Origin of the sequence: Pseudomonas sp. Sample_22, from assembly GCF_004307635.1 — a bacterium.
Taxonomy (GTDB): Bacteria; Pseudomonadota; Gammaproteobacteria; order Pseudomonadales; family Pseudomonadaceae; genus Aquipseudomonas.
Window position 1 is genome coordinate 106,111 of the sequence record NZ_RCNY01000060.1, and the last position, 14,731, is coordinate 120,841.

The window sequence follows — 14,731 nt, forward strand, 5'->3', positions numbered from 1 at the left end:
GCCCATGTTCGGGTTTGGGTTACAAAACCTCGAACAATCCCGCTGCTCCCATGCCACCACCCACGCACATCGTTATCACCACGAACTTCACCCCCCGCCGCTTTCCTTCCAGCAACGCGTGCCCAACCATTCGCGCGCCGCTCATGCCGTAGGGATGCCCAATGGAAATTGCGCCGCCATTGACGTTCAGTTTCGCCGGATCGATCCCCAACTGTTGTGCGCAATACAACACTTGGCAGGCAAACGCCTCGTTCAATTCCCACAAGCCGATATCGTCCACCTTCAACCCGTGCTGACGGAGCAGCTTGGGCACTGCCAGTACAGGGCCGATACCCATCTCTTCTGGCGCCAGTCCGGCGACTGCGATCCCTCGATACAGGCCCAAGGGTGCAATGCCTGATCGCGCAGCCACTGCCCCCTCAAGTAAAACGCAGGCGCTGGCGCCGTCGGACAACTGACTGGCATTGCCGGCCGTGACACTACCGCCCTCCACTATCGGCTTGAGTCCTTGCAGATCGCTGAGTTGGGTTGTCGGCCTGTTGCCTTCATCCTGGACAAGCGTGACATCCTGATAGCTCACCGCCCCGCTCTCCTTGTCAACGACTCGCTTGCGTGCCTTGACCGGAACAATTTCGTCGGCGAAAACACCAGCTTCCTGCGCCGCCGCGGTGCGTTGCTGAGACTCAAGCGCATAGGCGTCCTGCGCTTGCCGACTGATGCCATACCGGCGCGCAACGAGTTCGGCCGTTTGTAGCATTGGCATGTACGCATGCTCGCTCATGCGCAGCACGTTGGCATCGAACGCCTCGCTCGCCATTTGATTGTGAGCATTCTGCACCAGGCTGATCTGCTCTTGCCCGGCACCAACGGTCACCTGCATGCCGTCGACGATGATCTGCTTGGCGGCGATGGCAATGGCCATCAGGCCCGATGCGCACTGGCGGTCGATCGTCTGCCCACTGACCGAAATGGGCAAGCCTGCGGCCAGGGCCGACAAACGCGCCGGGTTGATGGCCGCAGTGCCGCTCTGCATGGCCGTACCCAGCACCAGGTCTTCGATCTGGCCTGGTTCGATGCCAGCACGCTCGACTGCTGCGCGAATGGCAATGGCCGTCATACTGGGCGACTTGAGGTCATTGAATGCGCCACGCATCGCCTTGGCGATCGGTGTGCGAGCAGTGGAAACAATCACGGCGTCTTTCATGGTTCAAGTTCCTTGTTCGATGAGGGCTGGCAGTCGCTGACCAGCTCAGTCAGTGCCAGGCGCAGCCGTTCGGGAATCGGCGCCGGGCGGCGTTGAATACGGTCAACAAACACATGCACGAAACGCCCGGTCGCACAGGCCAGTGCCTGGCCTTCACGGAACACCGCAAGTTGATAATGCACTGAGCTGTTACCCAGTCTGCTGACCGCCAGTGCCACTTCGATGGGCTCGGGGAACGCAACCGGCGCGTGGTAATCGCAGCCGGAGCTCACCACCAGGCCGATCACCGGACCTGCGTGGATATCCAGCCCTCCCTGCTGGATCAGGACGCTGTTCACGGCAGTGTCGAAGAAACCGTAAAAGACGACATTGTTGACGTGCCCATACACGTCGTTGTCGTGCCAACGGGTGTTGATCGTTGTGAAGTGCCGATAGCCGGCACGCTGCCTGAGGTCGGTCATCAATATGCCGCTTCATAAATGGCCAACGCGTCGGCTTCGGTGAGTGTGCGCGGGTTGTTCACGAGCAGACGCTGCTGTTGCATCGCGTCACGGGCCAGTTGGGCCAGACTTTCTCTGGGAACACCAACCGCACGCAGCGTGGTCGGTAATTCGCAACGAGATCCCAATTGCGCCAACTCAGAGACAAATTGATCGGCGCGAGAATGGTGATCACCTGCCTGCAACCTTTCTCCCAGCAAAGGCAGAGCGAGTTCGGCGTAGTCCGCCATCGCTACCGGCAGGTTGAAGCGCAGCACATGAGGCAGCACCAGCGAATTCGCCAGCCCATGAGGAATGTGAAAGTGCCCGCCCAGCGGGTACGCCAGCGCATGCACCGCCGCCACCGGCGCGTTGGCGAATGCCTGGCCGGCCAGGCAGGCACCCAGCAACATCGCCTGGCGCGCGCCCAGGTTGCCGCCGTTGTACACGGCCTGGTCGAGGTTGCAGGCCAAAAGCCGTAGCGCCTCTCGCGCCAAGAGGCTGGACAGCGGATTGCGCTTGAGCTTGCTGGTGTAGGCCTCGATCGCATGCACCATGGCATCGATGCCCGTGGCCGCCGTCACGGCAGGCGGCAAACCTAACGTACAGACGGCGTCGAGTACGGCGAGATCCGGCAACAGTAACGGCGAGACGACGCCCATCTTGGTGGTTTCACCGGTGGTGACGATCGCGATGGGGGTCACCTCCGAGCCGGTCCCGGCAGTCGTCGGCACCTGAATCAGCGGCAAGCGCTGGCCCTTGGCTTGGTCGACGCCATACAGCTCGGTGATCGGTTGAGTGCACTGCGGATGCGCCAGCAGCGCGACCAGTTTGGCCACGTCCATCGAACTGCCGCCGCCAAAGCCGACGATCAGGTCGGCACCGACATGCCGGGCCCGTTCAACGGCGGCGAGCACGCAGGCCTGACTCGGATCCGCCGTCACGTCACTGAAGATCGCCACGGCAACTTTTGCGAGGGTGAAACCGGGCAACACATCATCGAGCATGCCCAGGCGAGCAATACCCGGGTCGGTGACTATCAAGACACGGCGCGCGCCGCGTTCCCTGCACAGATTGGCAAGACGCTGCACGGCGCCGGTTTCGCATAGAATCTGCGCCGTAGTGGCAAAGCTGAAAGGCTGCATGTCCGCGACTCCTGATTGTTGTTATAGGTTTTCAGCAACTGAAGTCGCTCGCTGGCATGGCCATCAAGCAGTTCGCGCCACCCAACAAGGCTTCCCGGTGTGCGCTTGCACGGGGTAATACGCGCCGCCAGTAGAATTCGGCAGTCTGTAGCTTGGCTTGATAAAAGGCGTTTTCACCCGTCCCGTTAGCCAGGGTTTCACCCGCTCGAACCGCGGCCTGCAGCCATAGCCCGGCCAGCAGGACGTAAGCCGAATAGGCGAGGAAGTCCACAGAGACCGCGCCGATTTCCTGCGGATCCCGCTGGCAGGCGTCGATGATGGTCTTGCCCAACTCTCGCCATTGCTCAAGACGCTGACTGACTGCACCCGCCATGTCCTGCAGCTGGGGTAGATAGCCCGCAGCCTCGACGTGCTGAGCGAGCTCATCGATCAGCGCGTGCAATTCGGCACCGCCATCGCCCATCAGCTTGCGCCGGACCAAGTCCAGCGCCTGGATGCCATTGGTGCCTTCATAGAGCTGGGTGATGCGGCTGTCGCGCATCAACTGTTCCATGCCCCATTCGCGGATGTAGCCATGCCCGCCATACAGTTGCACGCCGAGGCTGGCGACTTCCTGGCCGACATCGGTGAAGAACCCTTTGACGATCGGGATCAGAAACGCAGCGCGGCGCATGGCTGCGCGACGATCATCGGGTTCTGGCGCACCGTGCTCGAGATCGAGTTGCCGTGCGGTGTAGGCGCCCAGCATCCGGCATCCCTCGGTGAGGGACTTCTGCGTCAGCAACATGCGACGCACATCCGGATGAACAATGATTGGGTCGGCAGCCTTGTCTGGCGCCACTGCACCGGTCAGCGAGCGCGACTGCAGACGTTCACGGGCGTAGGCCAGGCCGCCCTGGAAAGCGGCTTCAGCGATCCCCAGTCCCTGCAACCCGACCTGGAATCGTGCGTCGTTCATCATGGTGAACATGCAGGACAGGCCTTGATTCGGCTCGCCGACCAGCCAGCCCTGGGCACCGTCGAAATTCATGACGCAAGTCGAAGCGCCCTTGATGCCCATCTTGTGTTCCAGCGCGCCACAGCTCAGCGCATTGCGCCGGCCATCGGCAAGGATTTTGGGTACCAGAAACAGACTGATGCCTTTCACACCCGCCGGGGCATCGGGCAAGCGTGCCAGCACCAGATGAATGATGTTGTCAGTCAGGTCCTGCTCACCACCGCTGATGAAAATCTTGCTGCCGGTGATCAGATAGCTGCCGTCGGCGTGAGGCTGCGCGCGGGTGCGCAACAACGCCAGGTCCGTGCCGGCCTGAGGCTCGGTAAGGCACATGGTGCCGGTCCATTCGCCACTGACCATCTTGCCCAGCCAGGTTTGCCTGAGCGCGTCGCTGCCATGGCGGTGCACGGCCAGGACCGCGCCTTCGGTCAACCCGGAATAGATCCGAAACGACAACGACGCCGCCATTAACATCTCGTGGAAACAGGCCGACGCCATTTGCGGCAAGCCTTGTCCCCCGTAGGCCATCGGCCCGGTCATGCTCGCCCAACCGTTATCGACGTATTGACGATAGGCTTCGCGAAAGCCATCCGGCGTGCGGACTTCATTACCGAGCAACTGGCAGCCTTGCTCGTCGCTGTTGCGGTTGAGCGGGGCTATCACCTCTGCGGTGAAGCGCCCCGCCTCTTCCAGAATGCCGTCAAGGGTGTCGCGGTCCAGGTCCAGACCCAGGTGTTGGCAGTGCCCGGTGACATCGAACAGTTCATGCAATACGAAGCGCATATCGCGCAGCGGTGCCTGGTAGTTCATACGCGGCCCTCCCCGACATCGGCAAAGTGTTTGCCGCTGGCCATCAATCGGGAGATCAGTCCGGCAGGATGCCAATGCTCGCCGAAAAGACCTTGCAGACGTTCCAGTCGAGCCAGCAGGGAATTCATGCCCTGCCCATCCGCCCAGCGCATCGGTCCGCCGGTTTCAATCGGAAAGCCATAACCGTTGAGCCATACCTGATCGATGTCATGGCTGCTGGCCGCAATGCCTTCTTCGAGGATCTTCGCGCCTTCATTGACCAGTGCCAAAAGGCAGCGATCAAGGATTTCCCGTGCGTCGATGTCGCGGCGGCGGTAGCCCAGCCCCTGAGATACCTTAAGCACCCATTCGTCCACCAGTGGGTCATGCTCGGCCTGGCGACTGCCGGGAGCATAGCGGTAATACCCGGCACCGCTTTTCTGACCCAGGCGCCCGAGTTCGCACAAGGCGTTGTCGACTTGCACCAAGGGGGCGTCCATGCCCTGCCCGGCCAGTTGACGCGCGCGCCACTCCAGATCGATGCCGATCACGTCATACATGCGGAACGGGCCCATGGCGAAACCAAATTGCTGCAGCACCTCGTCCACCTGCTGAGGGAATGCGCCTTCCAGGAGTAATTTTCGTGCCTCGGCCACATAGCTGCGCAGCATGCGGTTGCCGATGAAACCGGGGCAATTGCCCGCCACCACCGCTACTTTGCCGGTACGCTGGGCGAGCCTGCGGGCCACTTCGAGCACTCGGCTGTCGGTGTCCTTGCCACGAACGATCTCCAACAGTTTCATGATGTGGGCAGGACTGAAGTAATGCAGACCCAACACCTGCGGTGAACGCCCGGTGACCGCCGCAATCGCGTCGATGTCCAGCGCCGAGGTGTTGCTGGCCAGGATCGCCGTGGGCTTGAGGTGCGCGTCCAGCGCGCGGAAGATTTCCTGTTTGAGCTCCAGGCTTTCGTACACCGCTTCGATCACCAGGTCCGCTTCTGCCAGCGCCGCGTAACTTTGTACCGGGCGTACTCGCTCGAGATTGGCGTGCGCCTCGACCTGCGTGATGCGTTGTTTACCCACCTGCTGCGACCAGGTTTGCTCAATCATCGACAGGCCCGCGTCGAGTGTCTGGGTATTGCTCTCCAGCCACAGCACCGGAAACCCGGCGCTGGCCAGACTGATGACGATGCCCCGGCCCATGGTGCCGGCGCCGATCACGGCGACCTGCTGGATATCGAAAGGGGTGCTCACACGCGGTGCTCCTGCATTGGGAAAAATGAACAGCCGACACCCTAAGCAGGCTTCAAGTATTTTTGAAATTTCATTTTCATATGCCATATATTCTGTGCATGAATACTTCAAACTTTGATCTGAACCTGCTGCGCGTGTTCGACATGTTGCTGCGTGAGCAGAATGTCTCGCGCGCAGCGCAACGCCTGGCGTTGACCCAACCCACGGTGAGCAACGCCCTGGCGCGCTTGCGCGATATGCTGGGCGACCCCCTGCTGGTGCGCGTCGGTCGGCGCATGTGCCCGACCCCTCGAGCGCTCGCGCTGGAAGGGCCTATTCGCGCCGCGTTGCAACAAATCGAGCAAACGCTGTCCACCGGTGACGCGTTCGACCCACTGCGCAGCCATCGTCAATTGAGAATTGCCCTGACCGACTTCGTCGAACAACTGTGCATGCCGTCCTTGCTGGCAAGCCTGCAGACGCAGGCGCCGCACCTGCGCATTGATGTTGCCCACCTAAGTCCCAGCCTGCCCGCCGAGGCGCTGGACAGAGGCGAACTGGACATGGTGCTGGGTCGTTTCGATCACGTACCGGCACGTTTCACTCGCCAGCTCTGGCGCACCGAAACCCTGCGAGTCGCGGTGTGTCAGGACCATCCGCGACTGAGTGACGGCCTGGATCTGCAGCGTTTCCTGCAATTGCGCCACGTCTGGGTTCATGGTGGCCAGACCCGCGGCATGGTCGACCAATGGCTGGCCGAGCAGAACCTCGTGCGACAGATCGTCTACACCACGCCTAATTACCTGCAAGCCGCACACCTGGTGGCCGCGACCGAACTCTGTGTTGTGTTGCCGACGCTGCTGGCGCAGCAGTTCGCCCGGCTGCTGCCGCTGAAGCTGTATGAACTGCCGTTCGCGCTACCGCCCTTCGATCTAGAGCTGGTACGCCTGACCCATCGCCAGCACGACCCGGCGCTGACCTGGCTCGAGGCGCAAATCCTGGCCATTCAACCGGGCTGAGCCATTACCCAATGCGATGGCTGGCATGCCGCTCTGGTATTGGCTGCGACTCGAACCGCTCCTTAGAGTGGATCGCCCGAACAATAACAAGGACTGCTCCATGCGTTTTTCACAGCCTTTGCTCACTCTCGCCCTGCTGGTACCGCTGACGAGTCTCGCCGCCACGCCTGCCAAGGATGCGACAACCATTACTCTGCAAAACAACCAGCAATGGCTGCAGCGACTGCCTTTCGCCGATCGTGGAGATTTCGAGGCCGCTGAGCGGGGCCTGATCGAGCGGTATGAGGATGTCGTCAGTAATGCGGGGGGCAAAACAGTCTGGGATTTGAAGCAATACGCGTTTCTGAACCGCACAGACGCGCCTGCGACCGTCAACCCGAGTCTGTGGCGCATCGCACAGCTCAATACGCTTGCCGGTCTGTTCAAGGTCACCGAGGGTATCTATCAGATTCGTGGCATGGACCTGGCGAACATGACCATTGTCGAGGGCGATAACGGGCTCATCGTGCTCGACCCGCTGCTGGCGGTGGAAACCGCCAGAGCCGGCCTGGAACTGTACTTCAAGCATCGTCCGCGCAAACCAGTGACTACGGTGATTTATACCCACCCGCACGTCGACCATTTCGGCGGGGTGCGTGGGGTGATCGACGAAGCGGACGTGAAGGCCGGCAAGGTTCAGGTTATCGCACCCCAAGGTTTTTTTGAGCACGCCATCGGCGAGAACGTGTTGGCCGGACCGGCGATGAAACGTCGTGCCCAATACATGTACGGCGCCGGGCTGCCGCGCGGTGAGCGGGGCCAGGTCGACGCCGGGCTGGGCAAGGGCGTGCCGGCGAACGCGACGGTCAGCCTGATCGCCCCCACCCGGGAAATCAGCAAGCCGTTGGAACGCCTGACCCTGGAGGGCATTGAAGTCGAATTCCAGCTCACGCCTGGCACCGAGGCGCCGGCCGAGATGAACATCTATTTCCCACGGTTCAAGGCGCTGTGCATGGCCGAAAACGCAACTCACGTCCAACACAACGTGCTGACCTTGCGCGGTGCACTGGTTCGCGACCCGAAGATCTGGGCGCATTACCTTGACGAGTCCCTGGTGCGTTACGGCAATCAGGCCGAGGTGGTTTTTGCCCAGCATCACTGGCCCACTTGGGGTAGCGCACAGATACGCGATTATCTGGCTGACCAGCGCGACATGTATGCATTCATCGATAGCCAGAGCCTGCGCCTGATCAATCAGGGCCAGACGCCAATGGAAATCGCCGAGACCCTGAGCTCGTTGCCGCCGCGCTTGGCCAGCAAGTGGTACAGCCGCGATTACTACGGCTCGTTGAGCCACAACGTGCGCGCCGTGTACCAGCGTTACATGGGTTTCTATGACGGCAACCCGGCGAACCTCAATCCGCTGCCGCCCCAAGCGGCTGGCAAGCGATACGTCGCTGCCATGGGCGGTGCCGACCAGGTCCTGAGCCACGCGCGTAAAGCCTTTGACGAAGGGGACTATCGCTGGGTGGCGCAATTGACCAACCATTTGGTATTCGCCGAGCCCGACAACGCCGCTGCGCGCCAATTGCAGGCCGATGCACTGGAGCAACTGGGCTATCAGAGCGAGAACGCCACCTGGCGCAATGCCTACTTGAGCGGCGCTCAGGAACTGCGCGATGGCGTAGCAGCCGCCACCGGCAGCGGCGGCAATACCGACGACATGGTGCGGGCGCTGACACCGACGATGTTTTTCGATTACCTCGGCGTTCGAGTCGATGCACTGAAAGCGGCCGACAACGACCTGACCATCAACTGGCGTTTCACCGATCTGAACGAGGATTACGCCTTGACCCTGCGCAATGGTGTACTCACCCACCGCGACCTTGCACGGCATGACCAGGCCGACGTGCAAATCAGCATGAAAAAATCGACGCTGGATCGCATCGCACTCAAGCAGACGGGTTTTATCAAGGAAGCAACGCTGGGCGATATCACGATCGAGGGTGAACGGGTTAAATTCCTGCGCTTCATGGGTGGACTGGAGGAAGCGGACGCACGTTTCAACATCGTCACACCTTGAGCCCGCGTGGGCGGCGCCTCAGGCGCCGCTCAGCAGCCCGATGATGCCGATAAGCGCGAGCAAACACACCGACATGCCTAGTGCCAGGATCGCCCGCGAGGCTGGCGCTGCCCGCTCCGACTGGAGCATCGCCAATCCCTGACGATAACGGCGGCCTTGCCTTGCAAGCAAAGTCAGCGCGACGACACCGCCCATCCCCACCGACACCTGGTCACCGGCCCGCCCCGCCAGAACCAACACCACCAGCAACGCCAACAGCGTCCTTCGCCATGCCAATTCGGTGCGCTCCGCCTGCAGCCCAGGGTCACCCATGCCAACGGGGCCAAAGCACGCTGGCGATCAGCACGACCGCGGTTAAACAGCCCAATGCCAGCAGTGGTGCGAGCGCCGGCAGAGGCAGCGGCTGGCGCTGACGCAGCGCTCGCTCCACCTTCAGCCAGCGCACGCATGCACCGATGCTCACCAACTGACTCAGTAACATCAAACTGATCGCCATGACCATGCGTAGCCGAGGTTCGAAGACCTCCCCGGCGAGTGCTTCGACGGCGATCCCTCCCCCAAGCAGCGCCAGTGAGGTGCGAATCCAGGCGAGGAAGGTGCGCTCATTGGCCAGCGTGAATCGCGGATCAGGCGACTCACCTGCGCCCAACAGGGTTTCAGTCAAGGTACGGCGCTTTTGCTGCATGCCCATCAGCGCACACCGAAGCTGCGCAATGCGCCCGGTGAAAAGTATGAAAGGCTGGTCGGCAGATTGAAGACATAAGGTTTGCGCTGCTCATTGATCAAACCCGAAACGTGATAACGGCCGCTCTTCAAATCATAGGTGACCTCCATGGCATTGACTGCAGCCTCACCACCGGGGTGGTAAAAACTGTGCGCCCCGGACGTGCGCCACAACGTTCCCCGTTGATCGTAGAGGTCAGCCTCGAGAATCGCCCAGGTGTCTTCGTCGATGTAGTAATGACGTTTGGCGTAGATGTGTTGGGCACCGGGTTTGAGGGTCGCCACGACCTCCCACACCCGGTGCAATTCGTAGCGGGTAGGTACGGGGTCGACATGCCCTGGGCGAATCAGCTCGCTGTAGCGCAGGTGGGGTGAAGCCAGGCGATAGCTGTTATAGGGAACGTGCAGCAACTTCTTGCCTGCCAGATGCCAGTCGTAACGATCCGGCGCACCGTTGAACATGTCACGACTGTCGGCCGTGCGCAGGCCCGCCGTCCCGGGTCCGGTGGTGTCATAGTCGATACCCGGAGCACGCCTGACCCGTCGCTGGCTGGAACTGTAGACCCAGGACAGTCGCGGCTCGGCGACCTGGTCGAGCGTTTCATGCACCACCATTGCATCTCCGGCAAGCCGCGACGGCGCGGTCATGCGGTAAGTGAAGTAGTAAAGGATATTGTCGGCCCCTGCGTCCGGCAGCCCGTCCGGGCGGGCGAATTCCTGACGTGCGCTCATCAGGGTGAAGCGTCCGTTGCCCAACGGCGTCACGCTGTCCGAGACAAGGCTGTAATTGGCGTTGCGGTTGCGCGTCAGATGATTCCAGATGACCTCCAGGCCATTGCGCGGAACAGGGAAAGCGATCGCCCCGGCAAAGCCGTGCAGGCCATTGCCCTGATCCGCCAGTTGCGCGAACTCAGCATTGCGAGCGGCCGATGCGGCAAGCGGCGCAGGGACGGCGACACTGCGATGGGTGGGATAGACCGGCAGTTTCATCGTCTCGGGAAACTTCTTGAGCAAAGCGATCTGCCCGGCCGACAGTTGGTCCTCATACTGCTTGTAATTGCGCGCAGTGATTTCGTACAGCGGTCGCTCGTCGGCGAAGGGGTCGATCGGCGTGCCGTTACTTTCCAAGCGTTGCTGTGCTGCCGTCAGACCACCCTGCCAGGCCGGGATTCGACCGTCAGGGGAAGCACTTCGCTGGGCACCGATGGGCGTCAGGTCCGGGGGCAACTCGCCTGTGGCCAGCGCTGTCGTCGCCCATGACATTCCCAGCAACAGACAGCAGGAAACGGGGGCCATCGACGACCGAAAAAAACCTCGGGTACGGGTTGTCATCACTCTTAACCTCTTATTGTGTTTATCAGAGAGTGAACAAATGCATGCCCCACCGATTGCGCTTCAAACGCATGACGGGGCAGGTGGAAGGGTTAATCTTTATGGGGGTTCCGATAGCCTCTTGTTGAGTATCAATGGATACTAAGTAGGGCCTTGGGCCCCGACAAATAGCGTCTTCAGATAGTTGCCATATCAGTTCGGCATAGCCAGAGATTTGCCCATGACCTTGAAACAGCTGCGTTACTTGATCGCCATTGCAGAAGCGGGAAGCTTCTCCAATGCCGCACGCCGGGCGTTCATCGCCCAGCCTGCCCTGAGCCGCCAGATCGGTTTACTGGAAAGCGAACTGGACATGCAGTTATTGGCCCGCCAGCACGACGGCATTGAATTGACCGATGCCGGCCGACAGTTGTACGAAGTGGCTCGATCGGTGATTCAGAAGCTCGACTCGGTGAAGGACGAACTCAAATCGAGCCAGGGCAACCCGATGGGTCATGTGTCTATTTCCATACCCGCGACAGCGTCGGCTCTGCTGCTGCCCACCATCATCACGCAGGCACAGGCCAAGTTTCCGGGGATCAAGCTAACGATTTGGGATGGCCTGAGTCGCGAAGGCGGCCAGGCGATCGAACTGGGCAAAGTGGATTTCGGGGTCGTGCCAAACGCTGAAGAGCTGGAACATGTCATTGCCGAACCGGTGTTCACCGAAGACCTGTATTGGGTAGGCACACCTGCGCAAGAGGCTGACAACTCGCCCATTACTCTGGCTGAAGCCGCGGCGACCCGACTGGTAATGCCGCCGCGCGCCCTGCACCTGCGCCGGCGTATCGAGCAAGCGGCGATGGAAACCGGGGTGACGCTCGATTCAAGCTATGAACAGCAGTCAGCGCCCGGCATCAGCAGCCTGGTGCGCGCCGGGTTGGCGGCGACCATCAGCAATTGGCCGCCGCTGACGGAACTGCTGGAACCGATATCGGCCCGGCTGATCGTGGAACCACGGATTACCCGAACCATTTCCCTGGCCTATTCGCAGCATAAGCCGCTGTCGTTTGCGGCAACGTGCATGCGTGATCTGGTGCGCGGTCTACTCATCGAGGCTGTGGTCGACGCCCGCTGGAAAGGCAGCTTGATCGAGCGCACGCCCGAGGAAGACTTGAGCCAGGTCCATCGCTGAGGGCGCTGCGCCTCAATGGCGCAGCGCCCGGCGGTGTCAACTGACCCGCGGCGCTGCGACACCGACAACCTGATGCAGCCGCTCCCGGGTTTTCTGAGGATCCATCCGGAACAACCCGATCAGCCCCGCGACCACCAACACCGCGCCGCAGACCAGGAACCCCTCCCCGTAGCCGGCCGGGTGCTCGGCGCCCGCGCCCTGCACCAAAATCCCGGTGACCACAGGCGCCGACAAACCGGCCAGCGAAGCGATGCCGTTGCCAATCGCCAGAATGCCTGCGCGTTGGCTGCCGGGCGTGAACTCGGCGAGCATGGCCGGCCCCACCGAATACATCACCAGTGCCAGGCCGCCGCTGAATGTCAGGCAGACGATCCGCTCGATGCTCGACAGCCCCGGCAGGAAAAGCGCGGCGCTCAGAAGACCACTGGCAATCAGACAGATCGAAACGAACGCACCTCGTGACCAGCGCGTCGCCATGCCGCCGCGCATCATGCGCTGCGATAACCAGGCCATGAACAGGCTCAGCGGCGTGGTGACAACTACGAACAGCACAAACACCCGGCCGGTCATGATCGGATCGATACCCAGGCCATTCTCCAGATAGCTCGGCACCCAGGTCAGCGTCAGCGCCAACGACCAATTGGCAGCAAAATGACAGAGGTAATTGCTCAGTACCGTGCTGTCCGTGAGCAATCTTTTATAAGGTACGCGCTCCTCGTCCTGCGCAAGCTGGCCGGGGCGAATGCGATCCAGCGTGCCTTCACGTCCCAGCAGCCACCACAACACGCACCAGACTGCGCCGATTGCAGCGAGGACGATGAAGTTCATGCGCCATCCGTAATGCACGCTGATCCACGGGATCATCGCACCGGCGACCAGCAAACCAAAGGCACTGCCGGTATGCAGCAGTGCGACCGGCAGGTTGCGACGGTCGTTGGGAAACCATTTGTACAAGGCGTGGGTGGCTACCGGCGACGCCGGCCCTTCGCCGATGCCCAGCAGCACACGACAGGCGACGATTGCCCACAAGGAGGTGACAAACAGCATCGGCAGTTGAATGAGCGCCCAGAACGCGCCCATGCCCAACAGCAGGGTACGCGTGGGGCGGCGATTGGCGACGAAGCCGCCGATCACTGCGGAAATCGCGAAGAACCAGTGCAGTGCGCCACCTACCAGACCGAACTCGGTCGGTGACAGGCCAAGCTCCTTGGACATCGGCACTGCAACCAGGCCAATGACGACCTTGTCGAGGAAGTTGACCAGCATCAGCAGTGCCAGCAGTACCGCAACCATCCAGGCCGTGCCCAGACGTGCGGGGGTTTGAGTGTGGGTCATGATTGTCTCTCGTTATTGTTCTTGTCAGAGCGTCCGGCCAGGTGCGGCCGGACGTGCGGCGGGCACTGCTAGCCAGGCATCAGAACGCCCTTGGCAATGGTGTTACGCTGAATTTCACTGGTGCCGGTGAGGATGCGCATCATACGGGTCGCGCGGAAAATCCACTCAACCGGATTGCCGCGCAGCAGCCCCGCTCCGCCGTGAATCTGCACCGCGCGGTCGGCGATACGGAAAGCCGTCTCGGACACGAATAGCTTGCACATGGGTGCCTGAGTACGGATATCCCCACCGGCATCATTCACCGCGGCTGTCGCATAGACCATGCTGCGCGCAGCATGCAACTCGGTCGCCATGTCGGCAATCATGTGGTTGATCGACTGGAACATTGCGATCGGCTGGCCGAACTGCTTGCGCGTTCGGGCGTAGTCGATCGACAGGTTCAGCGCCAAGCCTGCCAGGCCCAGCAAAGTCGGGCAATGCAGCAAGCGATTAAGGGTGATCCGCCCCATCGCCAGCTTGAATCCCTGCCCCTCCTCGCCAATGCGGTTGGCCACGGGCACCCGTACTTCGTCCAGGAAGATATCGCCATGGGCGCCACCGCCGGACATCACCGCATAGTCGCTCTCTATGCGCACGCCTGGCGCCTTCAGATCGATGAAGAACGCCGAAATCCCCTGGGCGCCACCGCCTGGTCCGGTAACGGCGAGCAGCACCGCGATATCGGCATAGGGCGCACCCGAGATGAAACGCTTGCTACCGTTGAGCACATATTCTTCACCGTCACGGCGTGCAATCGTCTTGATCGCCGTTGCATCGGAGCCGGCTTCACTCTCGGTCAGCGCGAAGCACACGGCCTTCTCGGCACGGCACACCGGCTGCAGGAAAGACTCGATCTGCCAGGGGCTGGCGACCTTGAACAGATGCCCGATGCGCGGCGGACCGGACAGTTCGCCAAGGATGTGCGGAGCCAGCATGGAACCACTCAGTACCGTGGCCTCCTTCACTGCACACAGGTCTGAAACGTTCAGCCCGGCGCCGCCGATGGCCTCGGGCAGCATGATGTTGTAAAAACCCTGGTCGCAGGAGCGCTGCCAGACCTCTTGCAGCACATCGCGAGGATGGGGCTTGGCCCAACTCAGGCCTGCGCGTTGTTCAAGGGGCAGAACTTCGTCGCGAATGAAGCCACCGATGGCCTCGATGATTTGGCTGGCTTTTTCACTTGGCTGATACATGGTGA

Annotated in this window: 13 protein-coding genes; 3 read left to right on the top strand and 10 right to left on the bottom strand. The window is 61.4% G+C overall.

The window, feature by feature from the left end; translation table 11 throughout:
• Positions 1 to 19 precede the first annotated feature (19 nt).
• From D8U73_RS15765 to D8U73_RS15785, 5 genes are read right to left on the bottom strand one after another with little or no spacing between them, the layout of a single operon-like run.
• Entirely contained in the window at positions 20 to 1,204 is a 1,185-nt protein-coding gene (locus tag D8U73_RS15765) for an acetyl-CoA C-acyltransferase (RefSeq protein ID WP_130905047.1), read from the bottom strand.
• Positions 1,201 to 1,665: a thioesterase family protein gene (locus D8U73_RS15770; protein ID WP_130905048.1), complete on the bottom strand. Its 465-nt coding sequence runs from the start codon at positions 1,663 to 1,665 to the stop codon at positions 1,201 to 1,203. The genes D8U73_RS15765 and D8U73_RS15770 overlap by 4 nt, the downstream gene beginning before the upstream one ends.
• The gene (locus tag D8U73_RS15775; protein ID WP_130905049.1) at positions 1,665 to 2,828 is read right to left on the bottom strand and encodes an iron-containing alcohol dehydrogenase; all 1,164 of its coding nucleotides are present in this window, start codon (positions 2,826 to 2,828) and stop codon (positions 1,665 to 1,667) included. The genes D8U73_RS15770 and D8U73_RS15775 overlap by 1 nt, the downstream gene beginning before the upstream one ends.
• Positions 2,829 to 2,859: 31 nt before the next feature.
• Entirely contained in the window at positions 2,860 to 4,635 is a 1,776-nt protein-coding gene (locus D8U73_RS15780) for an acyl-CoA dehydrogenase C-terminal domain-containing protein (protein ID WP_130905050.1), read from the bottom strand.
• The gene (locus D8U73_RS15785) at positions 4,632 to 5,870 is read right to left on the bottom strand and encodes a 3-hydroxyacyl-CoA dehydrogenase (protein ID WP_130905051.1); all 1,239 of its coding nucleotides are present in this window, start codon (positions 5,868 to 5,870) and stop codon (positions 4,632 to 4,634) included. Before D8U73_RS15785 ends, D8U73_RS15780 begins: the two co-directional genes overlap by 4 nt.
• 80 nt (positions 5,871 to 5,950) lie before the next feature.
• Here D8U73_RS15785 and D8U73_RS15790 point away from each other — a divergent pair, with 80 nt between their 5' ends.
• Both D8U73_RS15790 and D8U73_RS15795 read left to right on the top strand, forming a co-directional pair.
• Complete coding sequence (locus D8U73_RS15790; RefSeq protein ID WP_130905052.1) at positions 5,951 to 6,868, top strand: LysR family transcriptional regulator; 918 nt, start codon at positions 5,951 to 5,953, stop codon at positions 6,866 to 6,868.
• 100 nt (positions 6,869 to 6,968) lie between these two features.
• A complete protein-coding gene (locus D8U73_RS15795) occupies positions 6,969 to 8,930 on the top strand; it encodes an alkyl sulfatase dimerization domain-containing protein (RefSeq protein WP_130905053.1) in 1,962 nt (653 codons plus the stop codon).
• Positions 8,931 to 8,948: 18 nt separating this feature from the next.
• Here the strand turns inward: D8U73_RS15795 and D8U73_RS15800 are convergent, their stop codons facing one another.
• Genes D8U73_RS15800 through D8U73_RS15810 form a run of 3 tightly spaced genes read right to left on the bottom strand, consistent with a single transcriptional unit; the run spans position 8,949 to position 10,949 of the window.
• Positions 8,949 to 9,242, bottom strand: coding sequence for a DUF202 domain-containing protein (locus D8U73_RS15800; protein ID WP_130905054.1), 294 nt, complete (start codon positions 9,240 to 9,242; stop codon positions 8,949 to 8,951).
• Complete coding sequence (locus tag D8U73_RS15805) at positions 9,235 to 9,621, bottom strand: DUF202 domain-containing protein (RefSeq protein WP_130905055.1); 387 nt, start codon at positions 9,619 to 9,621, stop codon at positions 9,235 to 9,237. Before D8U73_RS15805 ends, D8U73_RS15800 begins: the two co-directional genes overlap by 8 nt.
• Positions 9,621 to 10,949 carry a DUF1329 domain-containing protein gene (locus D8U73_RS15810; RefSeq protein ID WP_130905056.1) on the bottom strand — a complete coding sequence of 443 codons (1,329 nt, stop codon included), beginning with the start codon at positions 10,947 to 10,949 and terminating at the stop codon, positions 9,621 to 9,623. The genes D8U73_RS15805 and D8U73_RS15810 overlap by 1 nt, the downstream gene beginning before the upstream one ends.
• A gap of 256 nt (positions 10,950 to 11,205) precedes the next feature.
• Between D8U73_RS15810 and D8U73_RS15815 the strand changes: the two genes are divergently transcribed.
• Complete coding sequence (locus D8U73_RS15815) at positions 11,206 to 12,159, top strand: LysR family transcriptional regulator (RefSeq protein ID WP_130905057.1); 954 nt, start codon at positions 11,206 to 11,208, stop codon at positions 12,157 to 12,159.
• A gap of 36 nt (positions 12,160 to 12,195) precedes the next feature.
• Here the strand turns inward: D8U73_RS15815 and D8U73_RS15820 are convergent, their stop codons facing one another.
• On the bottom strand, positions 12,196 to 13,452 hold the full coding sequence (locus tag D8U73_RS15820; protein WP_130905131.1) for an MFS transporter: 1,257 nt from the start codon (positions 13,450 to 13,452) through the stop codon (positions 12,196 to 12,198).
• 110 nt (positions 13,453 to 13,562) lie between these two features.
• Positions 13,563 to 14,726: an acyl-CoA dehydrogenase family protein gene (locus D8U73_RS15825; protein ID WP_130905058.1), complete on the bottom strand. Its 1,164-nt coding sequence runs from the start codon at positions 14,724 to 14,726 to the stop codon at positions 13,563 to 13,565.
• Between the last annotated feature and the right edge of the window lie 5 nt (positions 14,727 to 14,731).

Excerpts from the sequence above, each read along its gene's own strand:
- D8U73_RS15765 (WP_130905047.1), bottom strand. The coding sequence starts at position 1,204 with ATGAAAGACGCCGTGATTGTTTCCACTGCTCGCACACCGATCGCCAAG.
- D8U73_RS15770 (WP_130905048.1), bottom strand. The coding sequence starts at position 1,665 with ATGACCGACCTCAGGCAGCGTGCCGGCTATCGGCACTTCACAACGATC.
- D8U73_RS15775 (WP_130905049.1), bottom strand. The coding sequence starts at position 2,828 with ATGCAGCCTTTCAGCTTTGCCACTACGGCGCAGATTCTATGCGAAACC.
- D8U73_RS15780 (WP_130905050.1), bottom strand. The coding sequence starts at position 4,635 with ATGAACTACCAGGCACCGCTGCGCGATATGCGCTTCGTATTGCATGAA.
- D8U73_RS15790 (WP_130905052.1), top strand. The coding sequence starts at position 5,951 with ATGCCATATATTCTGTGCATGAATACTTCAAACTTTGATCTGAACCTG.
- D8U73_RS15795 (WP_130905053.1), top strand. The coding sequence starts at position 6,969 with ATGCGTTTTTCACAGCCTTTGCTCACTCTCGCCCTGCTGGTACCGCTG.
- D8U73_RS15800 (WP_130905054.1), bottom strand. The coding sequence starts at position 9,242 with ATGGGTGACCCTGGGCTGCAGGCGGAGCGCACCGAATTGGCATGGCGA.
- D8U73_RS15805 (WP_130905055.1), bottom strand. The coding sequence starts at position 9,621 with ATGGGCATGCAGCAAAAGCGCCGTACCTTGACTGAAACCCTGTTGGGC.
- D8U73_RS15810 (WP_130905056.1), bottom strand. The coding sequence starts at position 10,949 with ATGGCCCCCGTTTCCTGCTGTCTGTTGCTGGGAATGTCATGGGCGACG.
- D8U73_RS15815 (WP_130905057.1), top strand. The coding sequence starts at position 11,206 with ATGACCTTGAAACAGCTGCGTTACTTGATCGCCATTGCAGAAGCGGGA.
- D8U73_RS15820 (WP_130905131.1), bottom strand. The coding sequence starts at position 13,452 with ATGGTTGCGGTACTGCTGGCACTGCTGATGCTGGTCAACTTCCTCGAC.
- D8U73_RS15825 (WP_130905058.1), bottom strand. The coding sequence starts at position 14,726 with ATGTATCAGCCAAGTGAAAAAGCCAGCCAAATCATCGAGGCCATCGGT.